General features: G+C 68.8%; 18 protein-coding genes. 14 read left to right on the forward strand and 4 right to left on the reverse strand.

Features of this window, described 5'->3' with window-relative positions; genetic code table 11:
* Positions 1-109: 109 nt before the first annotated feature.
* A complete protein-coding gene (locus tag AC1DIQ_RS02690; protein WP_152154207.1) occupies positions 110-721 on the reverse strand; it encodes a DUF998 domain-containing protein in 612 nt (203 codons plus the stop codon).
* Positions 722-849: 128 nt separating this feature from the next.
* On the opposite strand from AC1DIQ_RS02690, the gene trxA reads away from it, so the two are divergent.
* The 5 genes from trxA (at position 850) to AC1DIQ_RS02715 (ending at position 6530) form a co-directional block, all read left to right on the forward strand.
* Positions 850-1713, forward strand: a complete 864-nt coding sequence (trxA, locus tag AC1DIQ_RS02695) for a thioredoxin (RefSeq protein WP_121038603.1) — start codon at positions 850-852, stop codon at positions 1711-1713.
* A gap of 252 nt (positions 1714-1965) precedes the next feature.
* Positions 1966-3588 carry a FecR family protein gene (locus AC1DIQ_RS02700; RefSeq protein ID WP_152154221.1) on the forward strand — a complete coding sequence of 541 codons (1623 nt, stop codon included), beginning with the start codon at positions 1966-1968 and terminating at the stop codon, positions 3586-3588.
* Complete coding sequence (locus AC1DIQ_RS02705; RefSeq protein ID WP_478049405.1) at positions 3585-5216, forward strand: CHASE2 domain-containing protein; 1632 nt, start codon at positions 3585-3587, stop codon at positions 5214-5216. Before AC1DIQ_RS02700 ends, AC1DIQ_RS02705 begins: the two co-directional genes overlap by 4 nt.
* 69 nt (positions 5217-5285) lie before the next feature.
* Entirely contained in the window at positions 5286-5750 is a 465-nt protein-coding gene (locus AC1DIQ_RS02710; RefSeq protein ID WP_121038612.1) for a DUF4442 domain-containing protein, read from the forward strand.
* A 51-nt stretch (positions 5751-5801) separates the two neighbouring features.
* Entirely contained in the window at positions 5802-6530 is a 729-nt protein-coding gene (locus AC1DIQ_RS02715; RefSeq protein ID WP_121038615.1) for a hypothetical protein, read from the forward strand.
* A gap of 22 nt (positions 6531-6552) precedes the next feature.
* Here the strand turns inward: AC1DIQ_RS02715 and AC1DIQ_RS02720 are convergent, their stop codons facing one another.
* On the reverse strand, positions 6553-7824 hold the full coding sequence (locus AC1DIQ_RS02720) for a hypothetical protein (RefSeq protein ID WP_282261811.1): 1272 nt from the start codon (positions 7822-7824) through the stop codon (positions 6553-6555).
* Positions 7825-7923: 99 nt separating this feature from the next.
* On the opposite strand from AC1DIQ_RS02720, the gene AC1DIQ_RS02725 reads away from it, so the two are divergent.
* From AC1DIQ_RS02725 to rnfB, 8 genes are all read left to right on the forward strand, one after another.
* Complete coding sequence (locus tag AC1DIQ_RS02725; protein WP_070425632.1) at positions 7924-8601, forward strand: DUF502 domain-containing protein; 678 nt, start codon at positions 7924-7926, stop codon at positions 8599-8601.
* Between the two features lie 131 nt (positions 8602-8732).
* Positions 8733-10649, forward strand: a complete 1917-nt coding sequence (locus AC1DIQ_RS02730) for a DUF885 domain-containing protein (protein WP_152154213.1) — start codon at positions 8733-8735, stop codon at positions 10647-10649.
* A 58-nt stretch (positions 10650-10707) separates the two neighbouring features.
* A complete protein-coding gene (locus AC1DIQ_RS02735) occupies positions 10708-11748 on the forward strand; it encodes a serine hydrolase domain-containing protein (protein WP_428999848.1) in 1041 nt (346 codons plus the stop codon).
* On the forward strand, positions 11745-12164 hold the full coding sequence (gloA2, locus tag AC1DIQ_RS02740) for an SMU1112c/YaeR family gloxylase I-like metalloprotein (protein WP_121038627.1): 420 nt from the start codon (positions 11745-11747) through the stop codon (positions 12162-12164). The genes AC1DIQ_RS02735 and gloA2 overlap by 4 nt, the downstream gene beginning before the upstream one ends.
* A 101-nt stretch (positions 12165-12265) precedes the next feature.
* A complete protein-coding gene (locus AC1DIQ_RS02745; RefSeq protein WP_121038630.1) occupies positions 12266-12709 on the forward strand; it encodes a DUF2147 domain-containing protein in 444 nt (147 codons plus the stop codon).
* Positions 12710-12807: 98 nt separating this feature from the next.
* Positions 12808-14886 carry a methionine--tRNA ligase gene (gene metG / locus AC1DIQ_RS02750; RefSeq protein ID WP_121038634.1) on the forward strand — a complete coding sequence of 693 codons (2079 nt, stop codon included), beginning with the start codon at positions 12808-12810 and terminating at the stop codon, positions 14884-14886.
* Between the two features lie 60 nt (positions 14887-14946).
* Positions 14947-15588 carry an HAD family hydrolase gene (locus tag AC1DIQ_RS02755; protein WP_282263567.1) on the forward strand — a complete coding sequence of 214 codons (642 nt, stop codon included), beginning with the start codon at positions 14947-14949 and terminating at the stop codon, positions 15586-15588.
* 28 nt (positions 15589-15616) lie between these two features.
* Entirely contained in the window at positions 15617-16036 is a 420-nt protein-coding gene (rnfB, locus tag AC1DIQ_RS02760; RefSeq protein ID WP_121038641.1) for an Rnf electron transport complex subunit RnfB, read from the forward strand.
* 97 nt (positions 16037-16133) lie between these two features.
* On the opposite strand, the gene AC1DIQ_RS02765 is transcribed toward rnfB, so the two are convergent.
* Complete coding sequence (locus AC1DIQ_RS02765; protein WP_121038644.1) at positions 16134-16481, reverse strand: RidA family protein; 348 nt, start codon at positions 16479-16481, stop codon at positions 16134-16136.
* Between the two features lie 193 nt (positions 16482-16674).
* Between AC1DIQ_RS02765 and mprF the strand changes: the two genes are divergently transcribed.
* Positions 16675-19239: a bifunctional lysylphosphatidylglycerol flippase/synthetase MprF gene (gene mprF / locus AC1DIQ_RS02770; RefSeq protein WP_282263569.1), complete on the forward strand. Its 2565-nt coding sequence runs from the start codon at positions 16675-16677 to the stop codon at positions 19237-19239.
* Positions 19240-19266: 27 nt separating this feature from the next.
* Here mprF and AC1DIQ_RS02775 read toward each other — a convergent pair whose 3' ends face one another.
* On the reverse strand, positions 19267-20613 hold the full coding sequence (locus tag AC1DIQ_RS02775; protein WP_478049406.1) for a virulence factor family protein: 1347 nt from the start codon (positions 20611-20613) through the stop codon (positions 19267-19269).
* Positions 20614-20624: the final 11 nt, after the last annotated feature.

Raw genomic sequence — 20624 nt, forward strand, 5'->3', positions numbered from 1 at the left:
CGCGGCCAAACCTGTCATCTCATTGAATTGACTGGGGATTGGCCAAACACCTCCGCCCTCGCCGCGCGCCACGGCGCGTGCCGGGGCGCAGCAACGGCGGCGGCTGTGCTCAGGTGCGCCGCGTGGAGGGCGCCAACGGCAGCACCGCCACCAGCCAGACCAGCCAGACCCCGAAGGCCACGCGCTGGGCCATCGGGGCCGGCAGCAGGGCCTGCAGCGCGAACGCGGCAAGCAGCACCCCCACCCCGCAGGCCAGGTGCAGGCCGCCCACGGCGCGCCACGCCGGCAGCCGCAGCGCGCCGATCCCGGACATCATCGCGCCCGGCACGAAGGCCAGCACCCACACCATCCAGGCACTGGCGTGGTACTGGCTGGCCGGGTTGTCCAGATCACGGGTATCCAGCGGCAGCACGCCCATCGCGGTGAAGCCGACGCCGGCCAGCATCAGCAACTGCGCACCCACCCGCATCGACCACGGCGCGGTGCGCGGCACCCGCAGCAGCAGGCGCAGCGCAACGAGGCTGGCGAGCAGGCCGGGCAGCGCGAAACCGAGCATGTTGAACGCCTGCGCATGCGGCACGTCCATCGCCCCGAGCAGCGCGACCGGATGGCCGACCGGATCGAACAGCGGCAGCGCCGCGCCGAAGCCCAGCACCGCGCCCACGAACAACACCGCGGCGGCAATGCCCAGGCCACCTTCCCAACGTTGGATTCCCTGCATGCGGCTCACCCGGCTGCGTCTGAAGGCCTGCATTGTCGCTGTTCCAAGCGGAATCCGCCCGGTGGGGTTGCGTCCGGCCGCGGGCGGCACCATACACTTCCTCTCCAGTTTCCCGTTGATTTGAAACCATGAGCGATCTGCCCCACGTCTTTGACGCCACCACCGAGACCTTCGAGACCGAGGTCCTGCAGAAATCCCTGCAGACCCCCGTGCTGGTCGATTTCTGGGCCACCTGGTGCGGCCCCTGCAAGACCCTGGGCCCGATGCTGGAAAAGCTGGCCGGCGACTATCACGGCGCCTTCGAGCTGGCCAAGGTCGATGTCGACAAGGAACAGCAGATCGCCGCGGCCTTCCAGATCCGCTCGGTGCCGACCGTGTTCCTGGTCAAGGGCGGTCAGATCGTGGACGGTTTCCCCGGTGCGGTGCCGGAAGGCCAGCTGCGCGAGTTCCTGACCCAGCACGGCGTGGTCCCGCTTGAAGCGGCCCCGGACGAGGCAGAAACCGTCGAAGCGCCGCCGCTCGACCCGCAGGCCCAGGTCGATGTACTGCGCGCGGCGATTGCCGCCGAGCCGGACAAGGAAGAGCTCAAGCTCGATCTGGCCCTGGCCCTGCTGCAGACCGGCGCCACCGCCGAGGCCACCGCCCTGATCGACGCGCTGCCGGCCAACCTCTCCACCGATGACCGCGCCGTGCGCGCCCGCGCCCGTCTGGAATTCGCCAGCGCCCTGCAGGAAGCCCCTGCTCCGGAGGTGCTGGAGGCGCGCATTGCGGCCAATGGCGACGATCTGCAGGCGCGCCACCTGCGCGGCGTGCAGTTGCTGCTGTCCGGGCAGGATGCTGCCGCGCTGGAGCAATTCCTGGACATGCTGCGCCGCGACCGCAGCTACGACGACGGTCGCCCGCGCAAGCTGCTGATCGATGCCTTCAAAGTGATCGAGGATGAAGACCTGGTCGGCCAGTACCGCCGCCGGATGGCCTCGCTGCTGTTCTGATCGGCCACGGCCAGCGCCTTTCGGGGGCGCTGGCCCAACGAAGCCGCCTATCCAGACCGGCAACTTCGATGTGTGACGTGAATCACGTTCAGAAACCCTGCACGACTCCCGGGCAATAATGCCGCCGCGGCCCACTGGAGGCTGCGATCCATCGGGGAGGATGAGGTCTGGGCCATGGCGGCCTACTTGGCTGCGCCCCGCCTTGCAGGGCCGTGAATGACCGTGAGATTGACCCGATTCCTCCGTTTCCCGATGGCCGCCCGCCTGTTGGTGCTGGCCGCCATGATGCTGTCTGCCGCGCCGGTCCTGGCGCAGGACTGGACCTACCGGGTCCGCCCCGGCGACACGATCTGGGACCTCAGTGCCCGCTACCTGAAGCCGTCCATCGCCTGGGAGCAACTGCAGTCGCACAACGGCATCGCCGATCCCTACCGCCTGCCGCCCGGCAGCCAGCTGCGTTTCCCCGTCGCCTGGCTGCAGGTGCAGCCCGCCCCGGCGCGGGTACTGGCCGTGCGTGGCCCGGTGCAGAGCCAGGCCGACGGCCAGCCCCATCGCGAGGTGATCGAAGGCGACCTGCTGCGGATCGGGCAGGAACTGGTCACCGGCGAGGATGCCAGCGTCACCGTGGTGTTTGCCGATGATTCGCGGCTGCAGCTGCGCGAGCGTTCGCGCCTGCGCTTCGACCAGCTCTCCCGCTACGGCCGCACCGGCATGGTCGATACCCGCCTGCGCCTGGAACAGGGGCGCGCCAGCAACCGGGTGACCCCGGCCAACGGCCCCGCCTCGCGCTACATCATCGATGCGCCGACGGCGACCAGCAGCGTGCGTGGCACCGTCTTCCGGGTCAGCGCCGGCCAGGACGGCCGCGGCGCGGCCACCGAAGTGCTGGAAGGCCGCGTGCAGGTCGGCAACCCCCGCGGCCAGCGCCTGGTCAGCCGCGGCCAGGCCACCCGCAGCCCCTCGCTCGACGCACGCCCGGCCGGCGTGGAGGCGCTGCTGCCCGCACCGGTGCTGTCGAGCGAACCGCAGCGGCTGGCCACCCTGCCCGCGGCGCTGGCCTGGCAGCCGGTAACAGATGCCGCCGGGTACCGGGTGGAGGTCGTCCGCGCCGACCAGCCGGAGGTCCTGCTGTTCGCGCGCGATACCGACGCCACCACACTCACCCTGCCCGATCTGCCGCCGGGCGAGCTGCGTCTGCTGGTCCGCGCGGTCAGCGCCGAGCAGGTGGAAGGACTGGATGCCGAGCAGGATTTCCAGGTGCGTGACCAGCCGGTCGCGCCGCTGACCGTGCGGCCGCTGCATGGCCAGACCATCAACAGCGCGCGGCCGCGCTTCGAATGGACCCGGGTGGCCGAGGCCGAGCGCACGGTGCTGCAGATCGCCCGCGATCCGCTGTTCCTCCCTCTCCTGCTCGAACAGGACACCCGCGCCACCCACCTGCGTCCCGTCCTGGACCTCCCCCCGGGCGAGTATGTCTGGCGCGTGGCGTCGGTGGATCGCAACGGCGACCGCGGGCGTTTCGGGCAGCCGCTGCCGCTGACCATCACCGACGAACCGGTCGACCCGGCGCTGCAGCCGCCGGAGGCCGCCAAAGGCCAACTGACGCTGCGCTGGCAGGCCGGCGAACCCGGTCAGCGCTATCGCGTGCAGTTGGACCGTCGTGGCGACTTCCGTGCCCCGCTGCTCGATCAGGAACTGGACCAGCCGGAGGTCTCGATCAAGCGCCCGTGGCACGGCACGCTGCACGTGCGCGTGCAGTACATCGATGAGGACGGTTACGCCGGTCCGTTCTCGCCGGCCCAGCAGATCGCCCTGCCGTGCCGGACCTGTTACGCCACCGGGGGCGGTGCGCTGTTGTTGTTGCTGCTGCTGTGACGCCCCTGCACCTGCCCTGGCCGCAACGCATCGCGCTGGCCGCACTGGTCGGCGCCCTGGCGGTCGCGGCCAGTCACTGGCAGTGGTTCTGGAAACAGGATGAGGTGGTCTACGACGCCTACGTCGGTGGCTGGGAATACACGCCCGACGCGCGCCTGCTGATCGTGGCCATCGACGACAACAGCCTGCAGCAGCTGGGCCAGTGGCCGTGGCCGCGCGGTACCCACGCGCGCCTGCTCGACCGGCTGACCGACGCCCGCGCCGCGCGCGTCGTGCTGGATCTGATGCTGTCCGAACCGGACCGCCAGGACAGTACCCAGGATGCCGAACTGGCGGCGGCGATCCGGCGCAACGGGCATGTGGTGCTGCCGGTGCTGGCCGCGCCCGCCAGTGGCCCGCGCATGGCCGAAGAACTGCTGCCGATTCCGCTGATCGCCGCCAATGCGGCCAGCCTGGGTCACAGCGACATCGAAGTCGACGGCGATGGCGTCGCCCGCGGCCTGTACCTCACGGCCGGTATCGGCTCACCGCACTGGCCGGCCCTTGGCTTGGCGCTGGCGGACACCCACGGCCCGCTGCCCGGGCTGCACGATGATCAGCCGGACCTGGTGTCGCCGTACCAGTGGCGCCGCGACCACTACGTACGCGTGCGCTACGCCGGTCCGCCCGAACGCTTCCCGCAGGTCTCCTACGCCGATGTGCTCAACGGCGAGGTCGATCCGGCGCTGCTGCGCGGCCGCCTGGTGCTGGTCGGCATGACGGCAAGCGGGATCGCGCCGCGCCTGCTGACCCCAACCACCCGCGAGCGCTGGATGAGTGGCAGCGAGTACCAGGCCAACGTCGCTTCGATGCTGCTCGCCGACAAGGTGATCAATCCCCTACCGCCAGCGTGGCAGAGCGCCCTCAGCGGGCTGCTGGTGGCCCTGTGCTGCCTGTTGTTGACCCTGCCGCGGGCGTGGCTGAGCGGCGTGCTCGCCCTGCCGTTGACGTTGCTGGCGAGCTTCGTGCTGCTGCGCGCCGGCAACCTGTGGTTCGCACCGGCCGCCGCCTTGATCGGCATGCTGGCGGTGATCCTGGCCTGGACGCTGTGGCGGGTCAGCGCCTGGCGCCGCCAGGCCAACAGCGATGCACTCACCGGGCTGGGCAACCGGCTGCGCTTCGAGCAGACCCTGCAGGCCGAGCACGATGCCGGCCGCCGCAGCGGACGGCCGCTGAGCCTGGTGCTGATCGACGTGGATCACTTCAAGCGCCACAACGACGATTTCGGTCATCAGGCCGGCGACACCGTGCTGCGCCGGATCGCGCAGGAGATCCGGGCGCACGCGCGCCGGCCCCGCGACATGGCCGCGCGCTTTGGCGGCGACGAGTTCGCGCTGATCCTGCCCGACACCACGCCGGAAGGCGCAGTACAGGTGGTGCAGGATCTGGTCGCACGGGCGCAGGCGCTGGAAATCCCCGCCGGCCACGGCACGACCACGCACATCACGGTAACCGTCGGCGTGTTCACCCGGGTGCCGACGCCCGGCACCGAGCCGCGGCACTTCTTCGAAGGCGCCGACGCCGCGCTGTACCGGGCCAGGGGAGCCGGACGGAATGGGTATGCGGTCGATGACGGCGGGCCGGGCTGACCCCCCAAGGCACCCATACGCAGGCGAATGGTAGACTCCGGTCACCCTCAGCACCGAGATGCGATCCGAATGAAGGCCTCCGTCTTCCGCCTTGGCCTCAACCTGTGGCCGCCGTTCCTGTTCACGGGCATCCACGTGACCACGGTCAGCCCGGACTACCGCCATGTACGCGTCGAACTGCGCATGCGCCCGTGGAACCGCAACTACGTGGGCACCCACTTCGGTGGCAGCCTGTTCGCGATGACCGATCCGTTCTGGATGCTCACCGTGATGCAGAACCTGGGGCGCGATTACTACGTCTGGGACCGCGCGGGGGAGATCGAATTCCTCAAGCCGGGCCGCGGGACGGTGGTTGCCGAGTTCCGGCTGGACGAGGCGCTGCTGGATCAACTGCGTGCGGCCACTGCCAGCGGGGAAAAGTACCTGCACTGGTTCAGCAATGACATTGTCGATGCGAAAGGCGAAGTGATCGCCCGCGTGCGCAAGCAGGTCTACCTGCGCCTCAAGCCCGAGGCGCGCCAGCGCGCGGGATGAGTCATCGCGCGCTTGCTATGCTCGCGCGCCCGCTTCACCCCACGGACGACCATGCGCCTGCCCCTGCTCGCTGCCCTGCTGCTCACTGCCCTGCCCGCGTTCGCGCAGGAACTGCGGATCCCACCGGTCGACTATCCGGTATTGCCCGCCCACGCCACCCGGGCCGAAGGTTTCGTGCCGTCAGGATGGCGCATCGAGCAGCAGCTTCGCGGCGATCTCAACGGCGACAAGCGCGATGATCTCGTTCTGGTGCTGCGCCAGCAGGACCCGCGCAACATCGTCGAACACGATGGCTTCGGCATCAGCCCGCTGGACAGCAATCCACGCATCCTCGCCATCGCCTGGGGCACGCCGGCCGGCTACACGCTCGCTGCGCAGAACCACACATTGATCACCCGCCACGAGGCCCCGAACCTGTCCGATGTGTTCGACGACGGCGACGGCGTATCGATCGTGGGCGGCACGCTGCGCACCACGCTGTTCTTCTTCTCCAACGCCGGCAGCTGGTCGACCGGCTCGGCCAGCTACACCTTCCGCTGGCAGAACGGTGCCTTCGCGTTGATCGGCTATGACCGCAACACGATGATGCGCAACTCCGGGCAGACCGAAAGCCTGAGCATCAATTACTCGACCCGCCGCGTGCGCCATGCCGCGGGCAGCATCGAATCGGACCAGGACAGCGTGCGCTGGGAGACCCTCGCCTCGCCACGCCGCTGGACGCTGGAGACGGTAGGCGATGGCAGCGACTTCGACCCCTTCGGTCCGGCGCAGGATCGGTAAGCACTGCGTCGCCGCACGCCTCTTATCGTGCGGGCGCGCGCATCGGCACCTGCACTGTCGGCCCGGCCTCGTCCATCTCCACACGCCGATCGACCTGCAGCCACTGGCCATCGTCGCTGAGTACCGGTGCGCGCGTGGGCGAACGCAGCGCCTCGGGCAAGCGCTTCAGCGTCTGCGATGATGCCGTGGGCTGCTGCCGCAGCCAGCGCTGCGCGGCGACCAGGCGCAGCATCGCGGCGGCATCCTGCGGGCGGCCGGCATACTGCCGCATGTCCGGCCCGCCGATGTTGGCCACGGCACAGCCCAGCGGATTGGCGATGCAGGCAAAGCGATCCTGCGCGGGCCCGGGAATGGGCGTGGGCGCGTCGCGCGCTGCTACCAGTTCTGCACTGGCGGCGCACGCCCACGCATAGCGGGGCGCCATGCGCGCCAGAGTGCGCGGCACATCCAGCAACAGGCGATGGTCGTCAGGGTTCCCAGTGGACGGCCGCACGCCCGCCCGGGCCAACGCGAACTCACCGCGCATCGCCGTGCACAGGCTCTGCTCGCCGGCCGTCATCGGCGCCAGTGCCGCCGCGCAGACCGCAGGCAGTGCAGCGTCGGCGGGCAGTTCAACCAGCATGTCCGCCAGCAGCCGCGCGTTGCTCTCCACCATCGCCGCGCCGACCATGCTGGTGATCAGCGTATCGCCCTGCCCCGTCATCGCCCGACCACTGAGGATGTCCGCGCAGGCACCGGCAAGTGCGGTGCCACTGTCGCCCCGTACATGCGCCAGCGCGTGGGCTGACAGCGGATCAAGCAGCGGCTGAAAGACGGGCAGCGGCGCCATCGGGTCCGTGCCGAATGGCTCGAACGGGGAGACGAAGTGACCGTAGCCGGCCAGCGCGGCCACGCGCTGGTGAAGCGCATCGTGGCCGGCATGCGTGGCGGCGAACCCCTCGGGGTCCGCACGCACCGCTGCAAGACAGCCGACACCCCGGCGGCCACAACGCGCCAGCGCCGACAGCGGGACCGCGGGGAACCGCCCTTCCGCGCTGGACGCTAGCGGCCGCTGGCCAGGCGTGCCGTTGCGCCAGCGCTCGACATCCTGTGCGATCAGGGTCTCGCGCCCGCGGGCATCCAAGCCGTCGTAGCGCAGGGTCCACAACGCGGTGAAGCCGTTCTCACCAGGCCTGGGCAGCGGCGCCTGCAGCAGCCGCATCGCCTCACGCTGCTCGGCCGGCAGCGGCCAGAAGCGCGAAGCCGCCCAGAGCCCCGCCACGGCCAGCACCAGGCTCAGGATCGAGATGCCCACCCATTTCAGTCCATTCCTCACCACAGCATTCTCCCCAGACCCCGCGTCCTGCGGGGATGGGCAGCGTAAACCGGGCATCGCCGCCGCTACAATGCGCAGATGTCGCCCGAAGCCCCCCAACTCGTTCCGCGTCCCTCCCTGCAGCGCCTGTTCCTGACCGGCCTGCTGACCCTGCTGCCGATCTGGCTGACCTGGGTGGTGGTCAAATTCGTGTTCGTGCTGCTTTCGGGCATTTCCAGCCCGCTGGTGGTGCCGCTCTCCGAGCAGATCGCCGCCTCGTTCCCGCATTACCTGGGCTGGATCAAGGTCGAGTGGATGCAGGACATCATCGCCCTGGCCGCCACGCTGCTGGTGATTCTCTCGGTGGGCGTACTCAGCCGCCGCGTGATCGGCCAGCGCCTGCTGCGCTGGTTCGGTGCGGTGATCAAGCGCATCCCGTTGGCCAGCATCATCTACGACAGCGCCAAGAAACTGCTGGACATGCTGCAGACCGAACCGGGCAGCACGCAGCGTGTGGTGCTGATCGACTTCCCGCATCGCGACATGAAGTCGGTCGGCCTGGTGACGCGGGTGATGAAGGAAGAAGGCAGCGGCCGCGAGCTGGCCGCCGTATACGTACCCACCACCCCCAATCCGACCTCGGGCTATCTGGAAATCGTGCCGGTTGAGCTGCTCACGCCCACCGACTGGACCGTGGACCAGGCGATGAGCTTCATCATCTCCGGCGGCGCGGTCGCCCCGGAAACCATGCCGTTCACCCGCGCCGGCGATCGTTGAGCATCGCGGCAGCAGCATGCTGCCGCAGCTGACTGGCCGCCGTACATGACAAACCTGACCGGGGGCCGATGCTGGCCGTACGCAGGCGAATCGGGCAAGCTCCCGTGTCTGTGCGTTTACGGAAACAGCCGATGCCCCACCCCGCCCGCGCCCTGGCGCTTGCCATTGCCGTACTGATGGCCTTCAGCGCTGCCGCTCCGGCCGAAGCTGCCAAGAAGAAGGCCACCCGGCCCGCAGCGGCCCAGTCCCGGCCCGCTGCCAAGCCCAAGGCCAAGCCGCGTGCACGCCCAGCCGCCGCCCCTGCCCGCCAGCCGCTGGTGCGCCAGCAGACCAAGGCCGCGCAGCTGGACCGGATCTACGATGAGTACTGGGATGCCTCGATGCGGCTCAATCCGCTGCAGGCCACCTTCCAGGGCGACAGCCGCCACAACGATCAGCTGCCCAACATTCTTTCCGCCGCCTACCGGCAGCAGTCGCATGACTTCACCGTGGAGTGGCTGGGCAAGGTCGAGAAGATCGGGCCGGACGGCCTGACCGGCCAGGACCTGCTCAGCTACGAAATCTTCGTGCGCGACGCGCGCATGTCGCTGGCCGCCGAGCAGTTCCCCGGCTGGATGCTGCCGGTGAGCCAGTACTACAACCTCGGCAGCATCATGGCCATTCTCGGCTCCGGCTCCGGTGCGCAGCCGTTCAACACGGTGCAGGATTACGATGGCTGGTCGCGCCGCTCGCTGGGCATTCCGGCCCTGTTCGAGCAGGCCATCGCCAACATGCGCCAAGGCATGGCCGCCGGTGTGGTGCAACCGCGTGACCTGATGGAAAAAGTACTGCCGCAGCTGGATGCGGTGATCAAGCCGACCGCGGAAGAGAGCATCTTCTGGGGGCCGGTGCGCAATCTGCCCGACGATTTCCCGGCGGCCGACAAGGCGCGCATCACGGCCGAATACAAGCGCATGATCGAGTTCCGCATCATGCCGTCCTATCGCGCCCTGCGCGGCTTCATCGCCACCGAGTACCTGCCGGCCGCGCGCAGCACCGATGGCCTGGCCGGCCTGCCCGGCGGCAAGGCCTGGTATGCGCAGACCATCGTGCAGAGCACCGCCTCCACGCTGACGCCCGAACAGATCCATGCCCTGGCCGAACAACGCGTGGCCACACTGCAGGCGCAGATCGCCACGATCATGAAAGACAACAAGATCCGTGGCTCGCAGCAGAAACTGCTGCGCACCATGCGCACCGACCGCGATTTCCAGTACGCCAACGCCGATGCGCTGCTCAACCGCTACAAGCAGCTGCAGAGCCAGGTCAACGCGCGCCTGCCGACGCTGCTCGGCACGCTGCCCAAGGCCCCGATGGAGATCCGCGCGGTCGAGCCCGAACGCGCGGCCACCGCCGGGGCGGTGAGCTACCAGCAACCATTGCCGGACGGGATGCGCCCGGGCGTGCTGTACATCAACACCGGCGATCTGCCGAGCCGCCGCCGCTGGTCCGCACCGATGCAGTTCCTGCATGAGGGCATTCCCGGCCATCACGTGCAGCTGGGCCTGCAACAGGAGCTGGACAAGCTGCCACGCTTCCGTCGTCTGGGCGGCGATATCGCCTTCGTGGAGGGCTGGGGCCTGTATGCCGAATCGCTGGGTGAGCAACTGGGCGTCTATCAGGATCCCTACGAGCGGATCGGCTATCTGCAGGCCGCGCTGACCCGTGCCGCGCGCATGTCCGCCGATACCGGCGTGCACGCGCAGGGCTGGAGCAAGCGCCAGGCCGTGGACTATCTGGTCAAGACCGCGGACATGAGCGCCAGCGATGCCACCGCGGAAGTGGAGCGCTTCATGGCCCTGCCCGGGCAGACCCTGGCCAATGGCCTGGGCGAGCTGAAGATGATGGAGCTGCGCGACAAGGCCAAGGCCTCACTGGGGGCACGTTTCGACGCGCGTCGCTTCCATGAGGAAGTGCTGCGCGACGGCTCGATGCCGCTGGATATTCTGGACGCCAAGATCGCCCGCTGGATCGCCAGCCAGAGTGGCGCGGCCACGCCCGCGCCCTGAACCCTGAAGGAAACCGAGCATGCACATCGTCGGGCATCTGCGTGTGTGGATCAGCGCGATGTGCATCGCCGGCAGCGGCACCGTCATCGCAGCGCCGGTGCTGACGCCACCGGATCCGGGCATCGATGCGCTGATGCAGCGCTACGACGGCCAGGTCCCCGGCGCGGCGGTACTGGTGCTGCACGACGGCCAGCCGGTGTTCCGGCGCGGCTACGGGCTGGCGGTGCTGGAAGATCGCACCGCGGTGACCGCGCAGACCAATTTCCGCCTGGCCTCGGTCAGCAAGCAGTTCACCGCCGCGGCGATCCTGCTGCTGGCCGAGGATGGTGCGCTGGGCCTGGATGACCCACTCAAGCGCTGGCTGCCCTCGTTGCCGGCGGCCGCCGATGCCATCACCCTGCGCCAGCTGCTCAGCCACACCAGCGGCCTGATCGATTACGAAGACCTGATGGCCACCGACGCGTCCGCGCAGGTGCGTGACCCGGATGTGCTGCACCTGCTGGAAGGCCAGGATCGGACGTACTTTGCACCGGGCACAGCCTACCGTTACAGCAACAGCGGCTACGCGCTGCTGGCGCTGGTGGTCGGCAAGGCCTCCGGCACCGATTTCGCCAGCTTCCTGCGCCAGCGGATTTTCCTGCCGCTGGGCATGCGCGACAGCGTGGCGCATCAGGACGGCGTGGACGATATCGCGCGCCGCGCCTATGGATACAGCGAGCGCGACGGGCGCTGGCAGCGCACCGATCAAAGCCCGACCAGCGCAGTGCTCGGCGATGGTGGCGTGTATTCCTCGCTGGATGACCTGGCGCGCTGGGATGCGGCGCTGTATGACCAGCGCCTGTTGAAGGCGACATCGTTGAAGCAGATGTTCTCCCCTGCCACCCCCACCGCCGAGACGGACGTGCCGTTCTACGGTTTCGGCTGGCGGCTCAACGGTGGCGCGCAGTGGCACAGCGGCGAGAGCATCGGCTTCCGCAACGTGATCCTGCGCTATCCGGCGCAGCGCCTCACCGTGATCGTCCTCAGCAACCGCAATGCCCCCGAACCCTATCCGCTGGCGCTGCAGATCGCCCGGCGCTGGCTGGATACTCTGCAATGAACGCTTCTGACACTTCCCCACTGATCGGCATCCACCACGTGGCCCTGATCTGCGCCGATTACGCCCGCTCCAGAGACTTCTACACCCGGGTGCTCGGCCTGCAGGTGATCGCCGAAAACCACCGCGCGGCGCGCGACTCCTGGAAGCTCGATCTGGCTCTGCCCGATGGCAGCCAGCTGGAGCTGTTCTCGTTCCCGGGCGCGCCCACACGGCCCAGCCGCCCCGAGGCGCAGGGCCTGCGCCACCTGGCCTTCCGCGTGCACACGCTGGAGCCCATGATCGCCCGCCTGACCGCGGCCGGGGTGGCCTGCGAACCGATCCGGGTGGACGAGTACACCGGCCGCCGCTTCACCTTCTTCGCCGACCCGGACGACCTGCCGCTGGAGCTGTACGAGATCCCGGCCGACGCGGGCTGAAGCGTGCACCCGGCACGTTCCGTACCGGAGCGAATGGGTATACAGTCGGCCCTGTACCGGCCACCTGCGCCGGCGTTCACGGACATCCCTGGGAGGGGAACATGCGCAAGACCTTCAAGACCCTGTTGCTGGCGCTGCCGCTGATGATGGCCGCGATGTCGGCCAGCGCCGCCGACGGCGCCGTCGGCCGCTGGAAGACCATCGACGACAAGACCGGCAAGGTGAAGTCGATCGTGGAGATCACCCAGGCCACCAACGGCACCCTGACCGGCAAGGTCGTGGACATCCTGCACTCGGACAAGGGCCCGAATCCGGTCTGCGACGGCTGCGAAGGCGCCAACAAGAACAAGCCGGTCAAGGGCATGACCATCCTGTGGAACCTCAAGGCCGACGGCACCAACGCCTGGTCCGGCGGCACCATCCTGGATCCGGGCAACGGCAAGACCTACAAGTCCAAGATGAAGCTGCAGACCGGCGGCGCCAAGCTGGACGTGTCCGGCTGCGTGGCCTTCATCTGCCGCGCCCAGACCTGGGTGCGCGAGTAAGCCCGGCGCTGCTGTTGAGCCCCCGTAACCCGGCTTCGGCCGGGTTACTGCGTTTTGGCGTGCGATAATCCCCGGTTCCCCTGGCAACAGCGCTCATCATGACCCGCACCGCTCTCGTCACCACCGCCCTGCCCTACGCCAACGGCCCGCTGCACCTGGGCCACCTGGTCGGCTACATCCAGGCTGACATCTGGGTGCGCGCGCGTCGAATGAGCGGCGGCAAGACCTGGTTCGTCTGCGCCGATGACACCCACGGCACCCCGATCATGCTCGCGGCCGAAAAGGCCGGCGTGACCCCGGAGGCCTTCATCGCCAACATCCAGGCCAGCCATGAGCGCGATTTCGCCGCGTTCGGCGTGGCGTTCGATCATTACGACTCGACCAACTCGGCGGCCAACAAGGCACTGACCGAAGCCTTCTACCTCAAGCTCGAGGCCGAAGGCCACATCGCGCGCCGCTCCGTGGCCCAGTTCTACGACCCGGCCAAGGGCATGTTCCTGCCCGACCGCTACATCAAGGGCATCTGCCCGAACTGTGGCACGCCGGATCAGTACGGTGACAACTGCGAGGTCTGCGGCGCCACCTACAGCCCGACCGACCTGAAGGACCCCAAATCGGTGATCTCCGGCGCCACGCCGGAAATCCGCGATTCGGAGCATTTCTTCTTCGAGGTCGGCCGCTTCGAAGGTTTCCTGCGCGAGTGGCTGGCCGGCGACGTCGCCCTGCCGGGCGTGAAGGCCAAGCTGGGTGAGTGGCTCAATGCCGAAGGTGGCCTGCGCGCGTGGGACATCTCGCGCGATGCGCCGTACTTCGGCTTCCAGATTCCCGGCCACCCGGGCAAGTACTTCTACGTGTGGCTGGATGCGCCGATCGGCTATCTCTCCAGCTTCCAGGCGCTGTGCGCGAAGACCGGCGAAGATTTCGACGCCCACCTGCGCGCGGGCACCAGCACCGAGCTGCACCACTTCATCGGCAAGGACATCGTGAACTTCCACGGCCTGTTCTGGCCGGCGGTGCTGCACGGCACCGGCCACCGCGCGCCGACCCGCCTGCACGTCAACGGCTACCTGACCGTGGATGGCGCCAAGATGTCCAAGTCGCGCGGCACCTTCGTGATGGCCCGCACCTTCCTGGATGCCGGGCTGGAACCGGAAGCGCTGCGCTATTACTTCGCGGCCAAGTCCTCCGGCGGCGTGGACGATCTCGACCTGAACCTGGGTGACTTCATCGCGCGCGTCAACGCGGATCTGGTCGGCAAGTTCGTCAACCTGGCCAGCCGCTGCGCCGGCTTCATCAGCAAGCGCTTCGAGGGCCGCCTGGCCGCCGCGCTGCCCGATGCCGCCCAGTACGACCGTTTCGTCGCCGCGCTGGCGCCGATCCGCGAGGCGTACGAGCGCAACGATCCGGCCAGCGCACTGCGCCAGACCATGGCGCTGGCCGACGAAGCCAACCGCTATATCGACGATGAAAAGCCGTGGGTGATCGCCAAGCAGGACGGCGCCGACGCGCAGCTGCAATCGGTCTGCACCCAGGGCCTGAACCTGTTCCGCGTGCTGGTCACCGCGCTCAAACCGGTGCTGCCGGCCACCGCCGCGCAGGCCGAGGCCTTCCTGGCCGCGCCCGTGCAGGCCTGGACCGACATCGCCACCCCGCTGACCGCGCATACCATCGCGGTATACGCGCCCCTGTTCACCCGTATCGACCCGAAAAAAATCGACGCCATGACCGACGCTTCCAAGGACACCCTGCAGGCCGCCACCCCGGCCCCCGCCGCCCCGGCCAAACCGGCCAAGCCCGCTGCCGCACCGGCACCGGTTGCTGCGGCCGATGGCGAGGCCGCACCGGCCTACATCGGCATCGACGACTTCGCCAAGCTGGATCTGCGCATCGGCAAGGTGCTGGTCTGCGAGTTCGTGGAAGGGTCGGACAAGCTGCTGCGCTTCGAACTCGACGCCGGTGAGCTGGGCAAGCGCCAGATCTTCTCCGGCATCCGCGCCAGCTACGGCGAGCCGGAGCAGCTGGTCGGCCGCAGCGTGGTCTTCATCGCCAACCTGGCCCCGCGCAAGATGCGCTTCGGCCTGAGCGAAGGCATGATCCTGTCGGCCGGTTTCGACGGCGGCGCGCTGGCCCTGCTGGACGCCGACAGCGCCGCGTTGCCGGGCATGCCGGTCCGCTGATCGCTGCGGCAGGGCGGCCACCGGGTCGCCCTGCCACGCTCTTCTGCCTGGAGGTGTGGGTTGGAACTGGCGCTGTTCGATTTCGACCACACGGTCACCACCTGCGATACCTACGGGCGGTTCCTGCGCCGCGTGGCCACGCCCGAGCAGCTGGCACAGGCCTGGTGGAACGTCGGCCCGTGGTTGCTGGCCTATCGACTGAAGCTGATCTCGGCGCAACGCCTGCGCGCCCGTGTCACCCGCCTGACCTTTACCGACCGCCATCTGGAGGACATCACCGCACAGGCCGCCGGCTACGCGCGCGATGTACTGCCCGGCGTGATGCGGCCGGAGATGCTCGAGCAGATCCACTGGCACCTCAAGCAACACCACACCGTGGTGATCGTGTCCGGCTCGCTGGACCTCTACCTGCGCCCGTGGTGCGAGGCGATGGGGTTGCAACTGATCTGCAACCGGCTGGACAGCCACGACGGACGCCTCACCGGGCGCTACGCCGAGGGCGACTGCGCGCCGCACAAGGTGGAGCACATCCGCCGGCGTTACGACCTCGCGCGCTACCTGCGTATCCACGCGTACGGCGACAGCCGCGAAGACCGTCCGATGCTGGCACTCGCCCACGAGCGCTGGTATCGCGGCAAGCCCATGAAGCCGCGTCGGGATCCACCGGCGGGCACACCAACTGCCCGGGACAGCCGGGCCTGATGCCCCACCGCGCAGCCACCGCCACGCCATGAGCCTCCCCATCGACACCCTCACCGAACGCCTCGACCGGCTGTTGCCGCAGACCCAATGCGGGCAATGCGGTTATGACGGCTGCCGTCCGTATGCCGAGGCGATGGCACGCGGCGAGGCGGGCACCGATCACTGCCCGCCGGGCGGTGATGCCGGTGCGCGTGCCTTGGCGAATGTCCTGGGCGTGGCGGCGGTGCCGTTCGACCGCACGCGCGGTGCACACAAGGCACCGCAGGTCGCGGTGGTGATCGAAGCCGACTGCATCGGCTGCACCAAGTGCATCCAGGCCTGCCCGGTGGATGCCATCGTCGGCGGCGCCAAGTACATGCACACCGTCATCGCCGATCTGTGCACGGGCTGCGAGTTGTGCATCCCGCCGTGCCCAGTGGACTGCATCGACCTGGTCAGCGCGCCCTGATCCTTGCGTCGGCCGCTATGCGCCTTGCGGCGGCGGCAGGGTCTGGGCGCACGGCGATGCGTCGATCACCATGGCGCCCAGCGGGTGCGCGGTGCGCTTACGGCAATGCCGCCGTCACCACGATCTCCACTTTCCAGCTCGCATCCGCCAGCTTGGCTTCCACCGTCGCGCGGGCCGGGGTCATGCCGGCCACCACCCACTCATCCCACGCGGCATTCATGCCGGCGAAATCATTGATATCGGCCAGGAAGATTTCCGCGCGCAGGATGTGCTGCTTGTCACTGGCCACCAGCGCCAGCAGCTTGTCGATCTCTTCCAGCACCTGGCGGGTCTGGCCGGTGATGTCCTGGCTGGTGTCTTCGGGGATCTGCCCGGACAGATAGGCGACCTTGTTGTGCACGGTCATTTCGGACATGCGCGGACCAACGTCGAAACGTTCCAACATGGCGATTACTCCTCTGGATGGAACCGCATTGTCACCGATGCGGCGCGCGCCTGCCGGGCCCGGTGCGCAAAGCAGCCACAGCCCGCACACCGCGCCCGCTTGGCAAGCGTCGGCATCAGGCGCACGATTTGCCGGTCAGGCGGCCACGCCTGTGTTGACTCTTTCATCGCCCACCCCGGAGCACGCTGTACCGATGACCGACACCGCCCCTGCTCCCACCCCGGCCCGCGCCCCCTGGCGCCGCGCCGCGACCGTCGTCATCCCGCTGGTGATCCTGGCCTTGGCCCTGCGTGGGCTGGCCAACGAATTCGATGAGCATGGCTACCGCGCGATCCGCGAGGCGTTCCGGCATCTGGGCGCCGGCCAGATCGCGCTGACCGTGCTGCTTGGCCTGGCCAGCTATGCCTGCCTGATCGGTTTCGATGCGATCGGTCTGCGCCGCAGCGGCAAGCGCCTGCATCCGGCGCGGGTCGGCATCACCGCGTTCCTGGCGCATACGCTGGGGCAGACCCTGGGCTTTGCGGCCCTCACCGGCGGTGCCGTGCGCCTGCGTGGCTATGGCCGTGCCGGGCTGAGCCTGGGCGAGATCGGCCAGGTGGTGTTGATGAGCACACTGGGCTTCGTATTCGGTGCGTGGCTGCTGCTGGCGTTGGCCTTCCTGCTTGAACCCGGCGCGGCGGCGCTGGCGCTGCCGATCCCGGTGCAGGCGGTGCGGGTCATTGGCGTTCTCGGCCTGCTGGCCTATGCCGGCACGGTGCTGCTGGTCGGGCGTGAAGGCCGCAGTTTCCAGATCCGCGGGCATGCCTTGTGGCTGCCCGACCGCCGCACGATGCTCGGTGTCACTGCGCTGAGCGTGGTCGAACTGGTGCTGGCCAGTGCGGCGTTCTATGTGCTGCTGCCGATGGATACGCCAACCGGCCTGCCCGGTTTCGTCGGGCTGTATCTGGTCGCGGTGCTGGCGGGCCTGATCTCCAGCGTGCCAGCCGGCCTGGGCGTGTTCGAGTGGAGCCTGCTCAAGCTGTTGCCGCAGGTGGCGCCCGCTGCGGTGCTGGCGGCGGCGCTGATCTACCGCGTGACCTATTACGTGCTGCCGCTGCTGCTGGCTACGGTGCTGGCGGTTGCGCCGGCGCTGCGCCGCCCGCTGCGTGCCGGTGCTGGTGCGACCCGGGTCGGCTGGACCGCGCTGCGCCCGTGGCTGCCGCAGATCATCGCGCTGGCGGTGTTCAGCGTCGGCGCAGCACTGGTGATCGACGGCACCCTGCCGACGCCGCGCCGGCACCTGATCTCCGCCTCGCTGCCGATCCTGGAAACCTCGCACCTGCTGGGCAGTCTGGCCGGTGTCGCGCTGCTGCTGATCGGCCAGGGCCTGCAGCGGCGCAGCCACGCCGCGTGGATGCTCGCGCTCGGCATCTGTGTGCTCTCGCCCTTGCCGATCTGGCTGCGCGGTGGGCAGGTGCTGATCGCGCTGTCGGCGCTGCTGGTGGCTGCCGCGCTGTGGGCCTCGCGCCGCGAGTTCTATCGCCAGGGCGCATTGCTGGACGAGGCCTGGTCATGGCCGTGGATCCGCAACCTCGGGCTGGTGCTGGTCGCGGTGATCTGGCTGCTGTTCTTCGTCTACAGCCACGTGGAATACCAGAACGAGCTGTGGTGGCAGTTCGCGCTGCAGGGCAACGCGCCACGCGCGCTGCGTGCCTTGTTGCTGGTAGCGATCGCGCTCACCATCTTCGGCCTGGCACGGTTGCTGCACAGCACGCGCAGTCCGTTGCCGGCGGCCGATGCCTCCACGCTGGACGCGCTCGCCCCGATCCTGGCAGCAGCCGAAGACACCCAGGCGTGCCTGGTGCTCACCGCGGACAAGGCGGTGCTGCGTGATGAGGCGCAGCGGGGCTTCGTGATGATGCAGCGCTACGGCGGCTCGTTGATCGCGATGGGCGATCCGGTCGGCCCGCCCGACGTGGTGCGTGCGCTGATCTGGCGCTTCCGTGAGGAAGCTGATCGGCTCGGCCTGCGCCCGGTGTTCTACCAGGTCGGTGAGGCGCACTGGCAGACGTATCTCGACCTCGGCCTGACCCTGGTCAAGCTTGGCGAAGAGGCGATGGTGCCGCTGCAGGCGTTCACGTTGGAAGGCCGCGATCGCGCGGATCTGCGCCAGGCCTGGAACCGCGGCAAGCGCGGTGGCTTGAGCTTCCGGGTGGCGCCGCCCGAGGAAGTACCGGGATTGCTGCCGGCATTGTCGGTGGTCTCCCAGCAGTGGCTGGATGACAAGGCCGGCGATGAGAAGGGCTTTTCGCTGGGCAGTTTCGATCCGGCCTACCTGTCACGCTTTCCGGTCGCGCTGGTCGAAGCCGAAGGCCGCATCGTGGCCTTCGCCAATCTGTGGCAGGCACCGGCCGGCAATGAGCTGTCGGTCGACCTGATGCGGCATGTCGATGATGCGCCCAAGGGCACCATGGATTTCCTGTTCATCGAGCTGTTCCTATGGGGCCGCGAGCAGGGTTTCCATCGGTTCTCGCTGGGCATGGCACCGCTGTCCGGGCTGGCCCAGCATCGCCTGGCCGGGCGCTGGAACCGCTTCGCCAACGTAGTCGCGCGGCATGGCGAACGCTTCTACGGCTTCAGCGGCCTGCGCCGTTTCAAGTCGAAGTTCGCCCCGGTCTGGCGCGCACGTTATCTGGCCGCGCCGGGCGGTGTGCACCTGCCCGCCGCCCTGCTTGATGCGACACGGCTGATCTCACTGGACCCGCGCCGGCACGATTGAGTCTGTGCCGGCAGAGACCGCAGGCGCTCAGCGTGCCGGCAGATGCTGGACGATGGTATCGGCGAGGCGGTCGTAATCGCCCTTGAAGTGATGGTCGCCGGGGAGCTTGATGACCTGCGCATTGCCACCGGCCGGAAGCGACGGGCACAGCGCGTCGCCATCGTCTTCGCCGAAGACGCACAACGTTTTGCCGGCAGGCAGCTTGGCCACCTCCGGCGCGATCGGCAGGCCATCGCCACCGCCGCCGAGCCAGTTGCTGACATGGAACTCATAGTCGGCAGTCTTGCCCACCGAGAGCAGCGCGATCATCGAGACCGATTCCCGGGTAGCCGGTGACAGCTGATTGATTGCCGCCGGCAGCACATCGGCGCCCTGCGAGAAACCCACCAGCACCACGTTGCGGCGCTGCCACTGGCGGCTGTAGTGGGTGGCGATGCGCTCCAGATCGCGGGCGAAGCCCTCAGGCGTGCGTGCGGTCCAGAAGTAACGCAGCGAATCCACCCCGACCACCGGCACCCCGGCCTCGCTCAGCGACGCGGCCACTTCCTTGTCCAGCCCGGCCCAGCCGCCATCGCCGGAGACGAAGATGGCGAAGGTGTCGCCCGGCTTGCTCGATGGAACGTCCACCACCGGCAGGCCCTTGAGGTCATCCGGCGGCGGCGCCAGGCTGACGCCCTTCTGCGCGCCGATCACCTTGGCCGCGGCCAGCAGGCCGGGCAACGCGTCGCCCCGCGCGGTGCGCTCGAACTGGCGCCCCATGCCGACCTTGCGCACGAATGCGGCCGACTCGCCGGCCGGGCAATGCACATCGCCGGCAGCGTTCAACCACGGAAAATTCAGTTCCGCCGGCTGCAGGCGGCCGTGGCTGCTGCCGGCGCCGCAGACCTTGCGCTCGCGCACGCCCGACGGGCAGAAGCCGGTGGTAAGCAGTCCAGCGAATACCTGGGTATCGGCCTCTGCGGCCACCGCGTACGCCAGCGCCGCGCCCTCGCCATCGCCGCCGATCAGCGGCAGGTGGTAGCCCGGCACGTGCAGATAGGCCTGGAACCAGCGCGAGAAATTCTCCACATCGCCGGCACCGAACGCGCAATCACCGCTCTTCTCGCGGGCCAGCACCTGGCGCAGATGCGCGACATCGACCTGGGCAACCAGCGCGCCTTCGGCACGCAGCGCATCGATACGCTGCTGGCTGTCGGGGTGGCTGGCAGTGCCGTCGAACCACACCACCACCCGCTGCGGGTGACCGTCCGGGAGGTACACCGGCACGTTCTCGAAACGACCGTGACTGAGCTGCGGCGGCGGCGCGGCCAGCGCCTGTCCGGACATCCCCGCCAGCACCACACCCAGCATCATCCCCCAACCGGCTCGCCGCATCGTCGCGCATC

The organism is Stenotrophomonas sp. 05L413 (assembly GCF_056397945.1).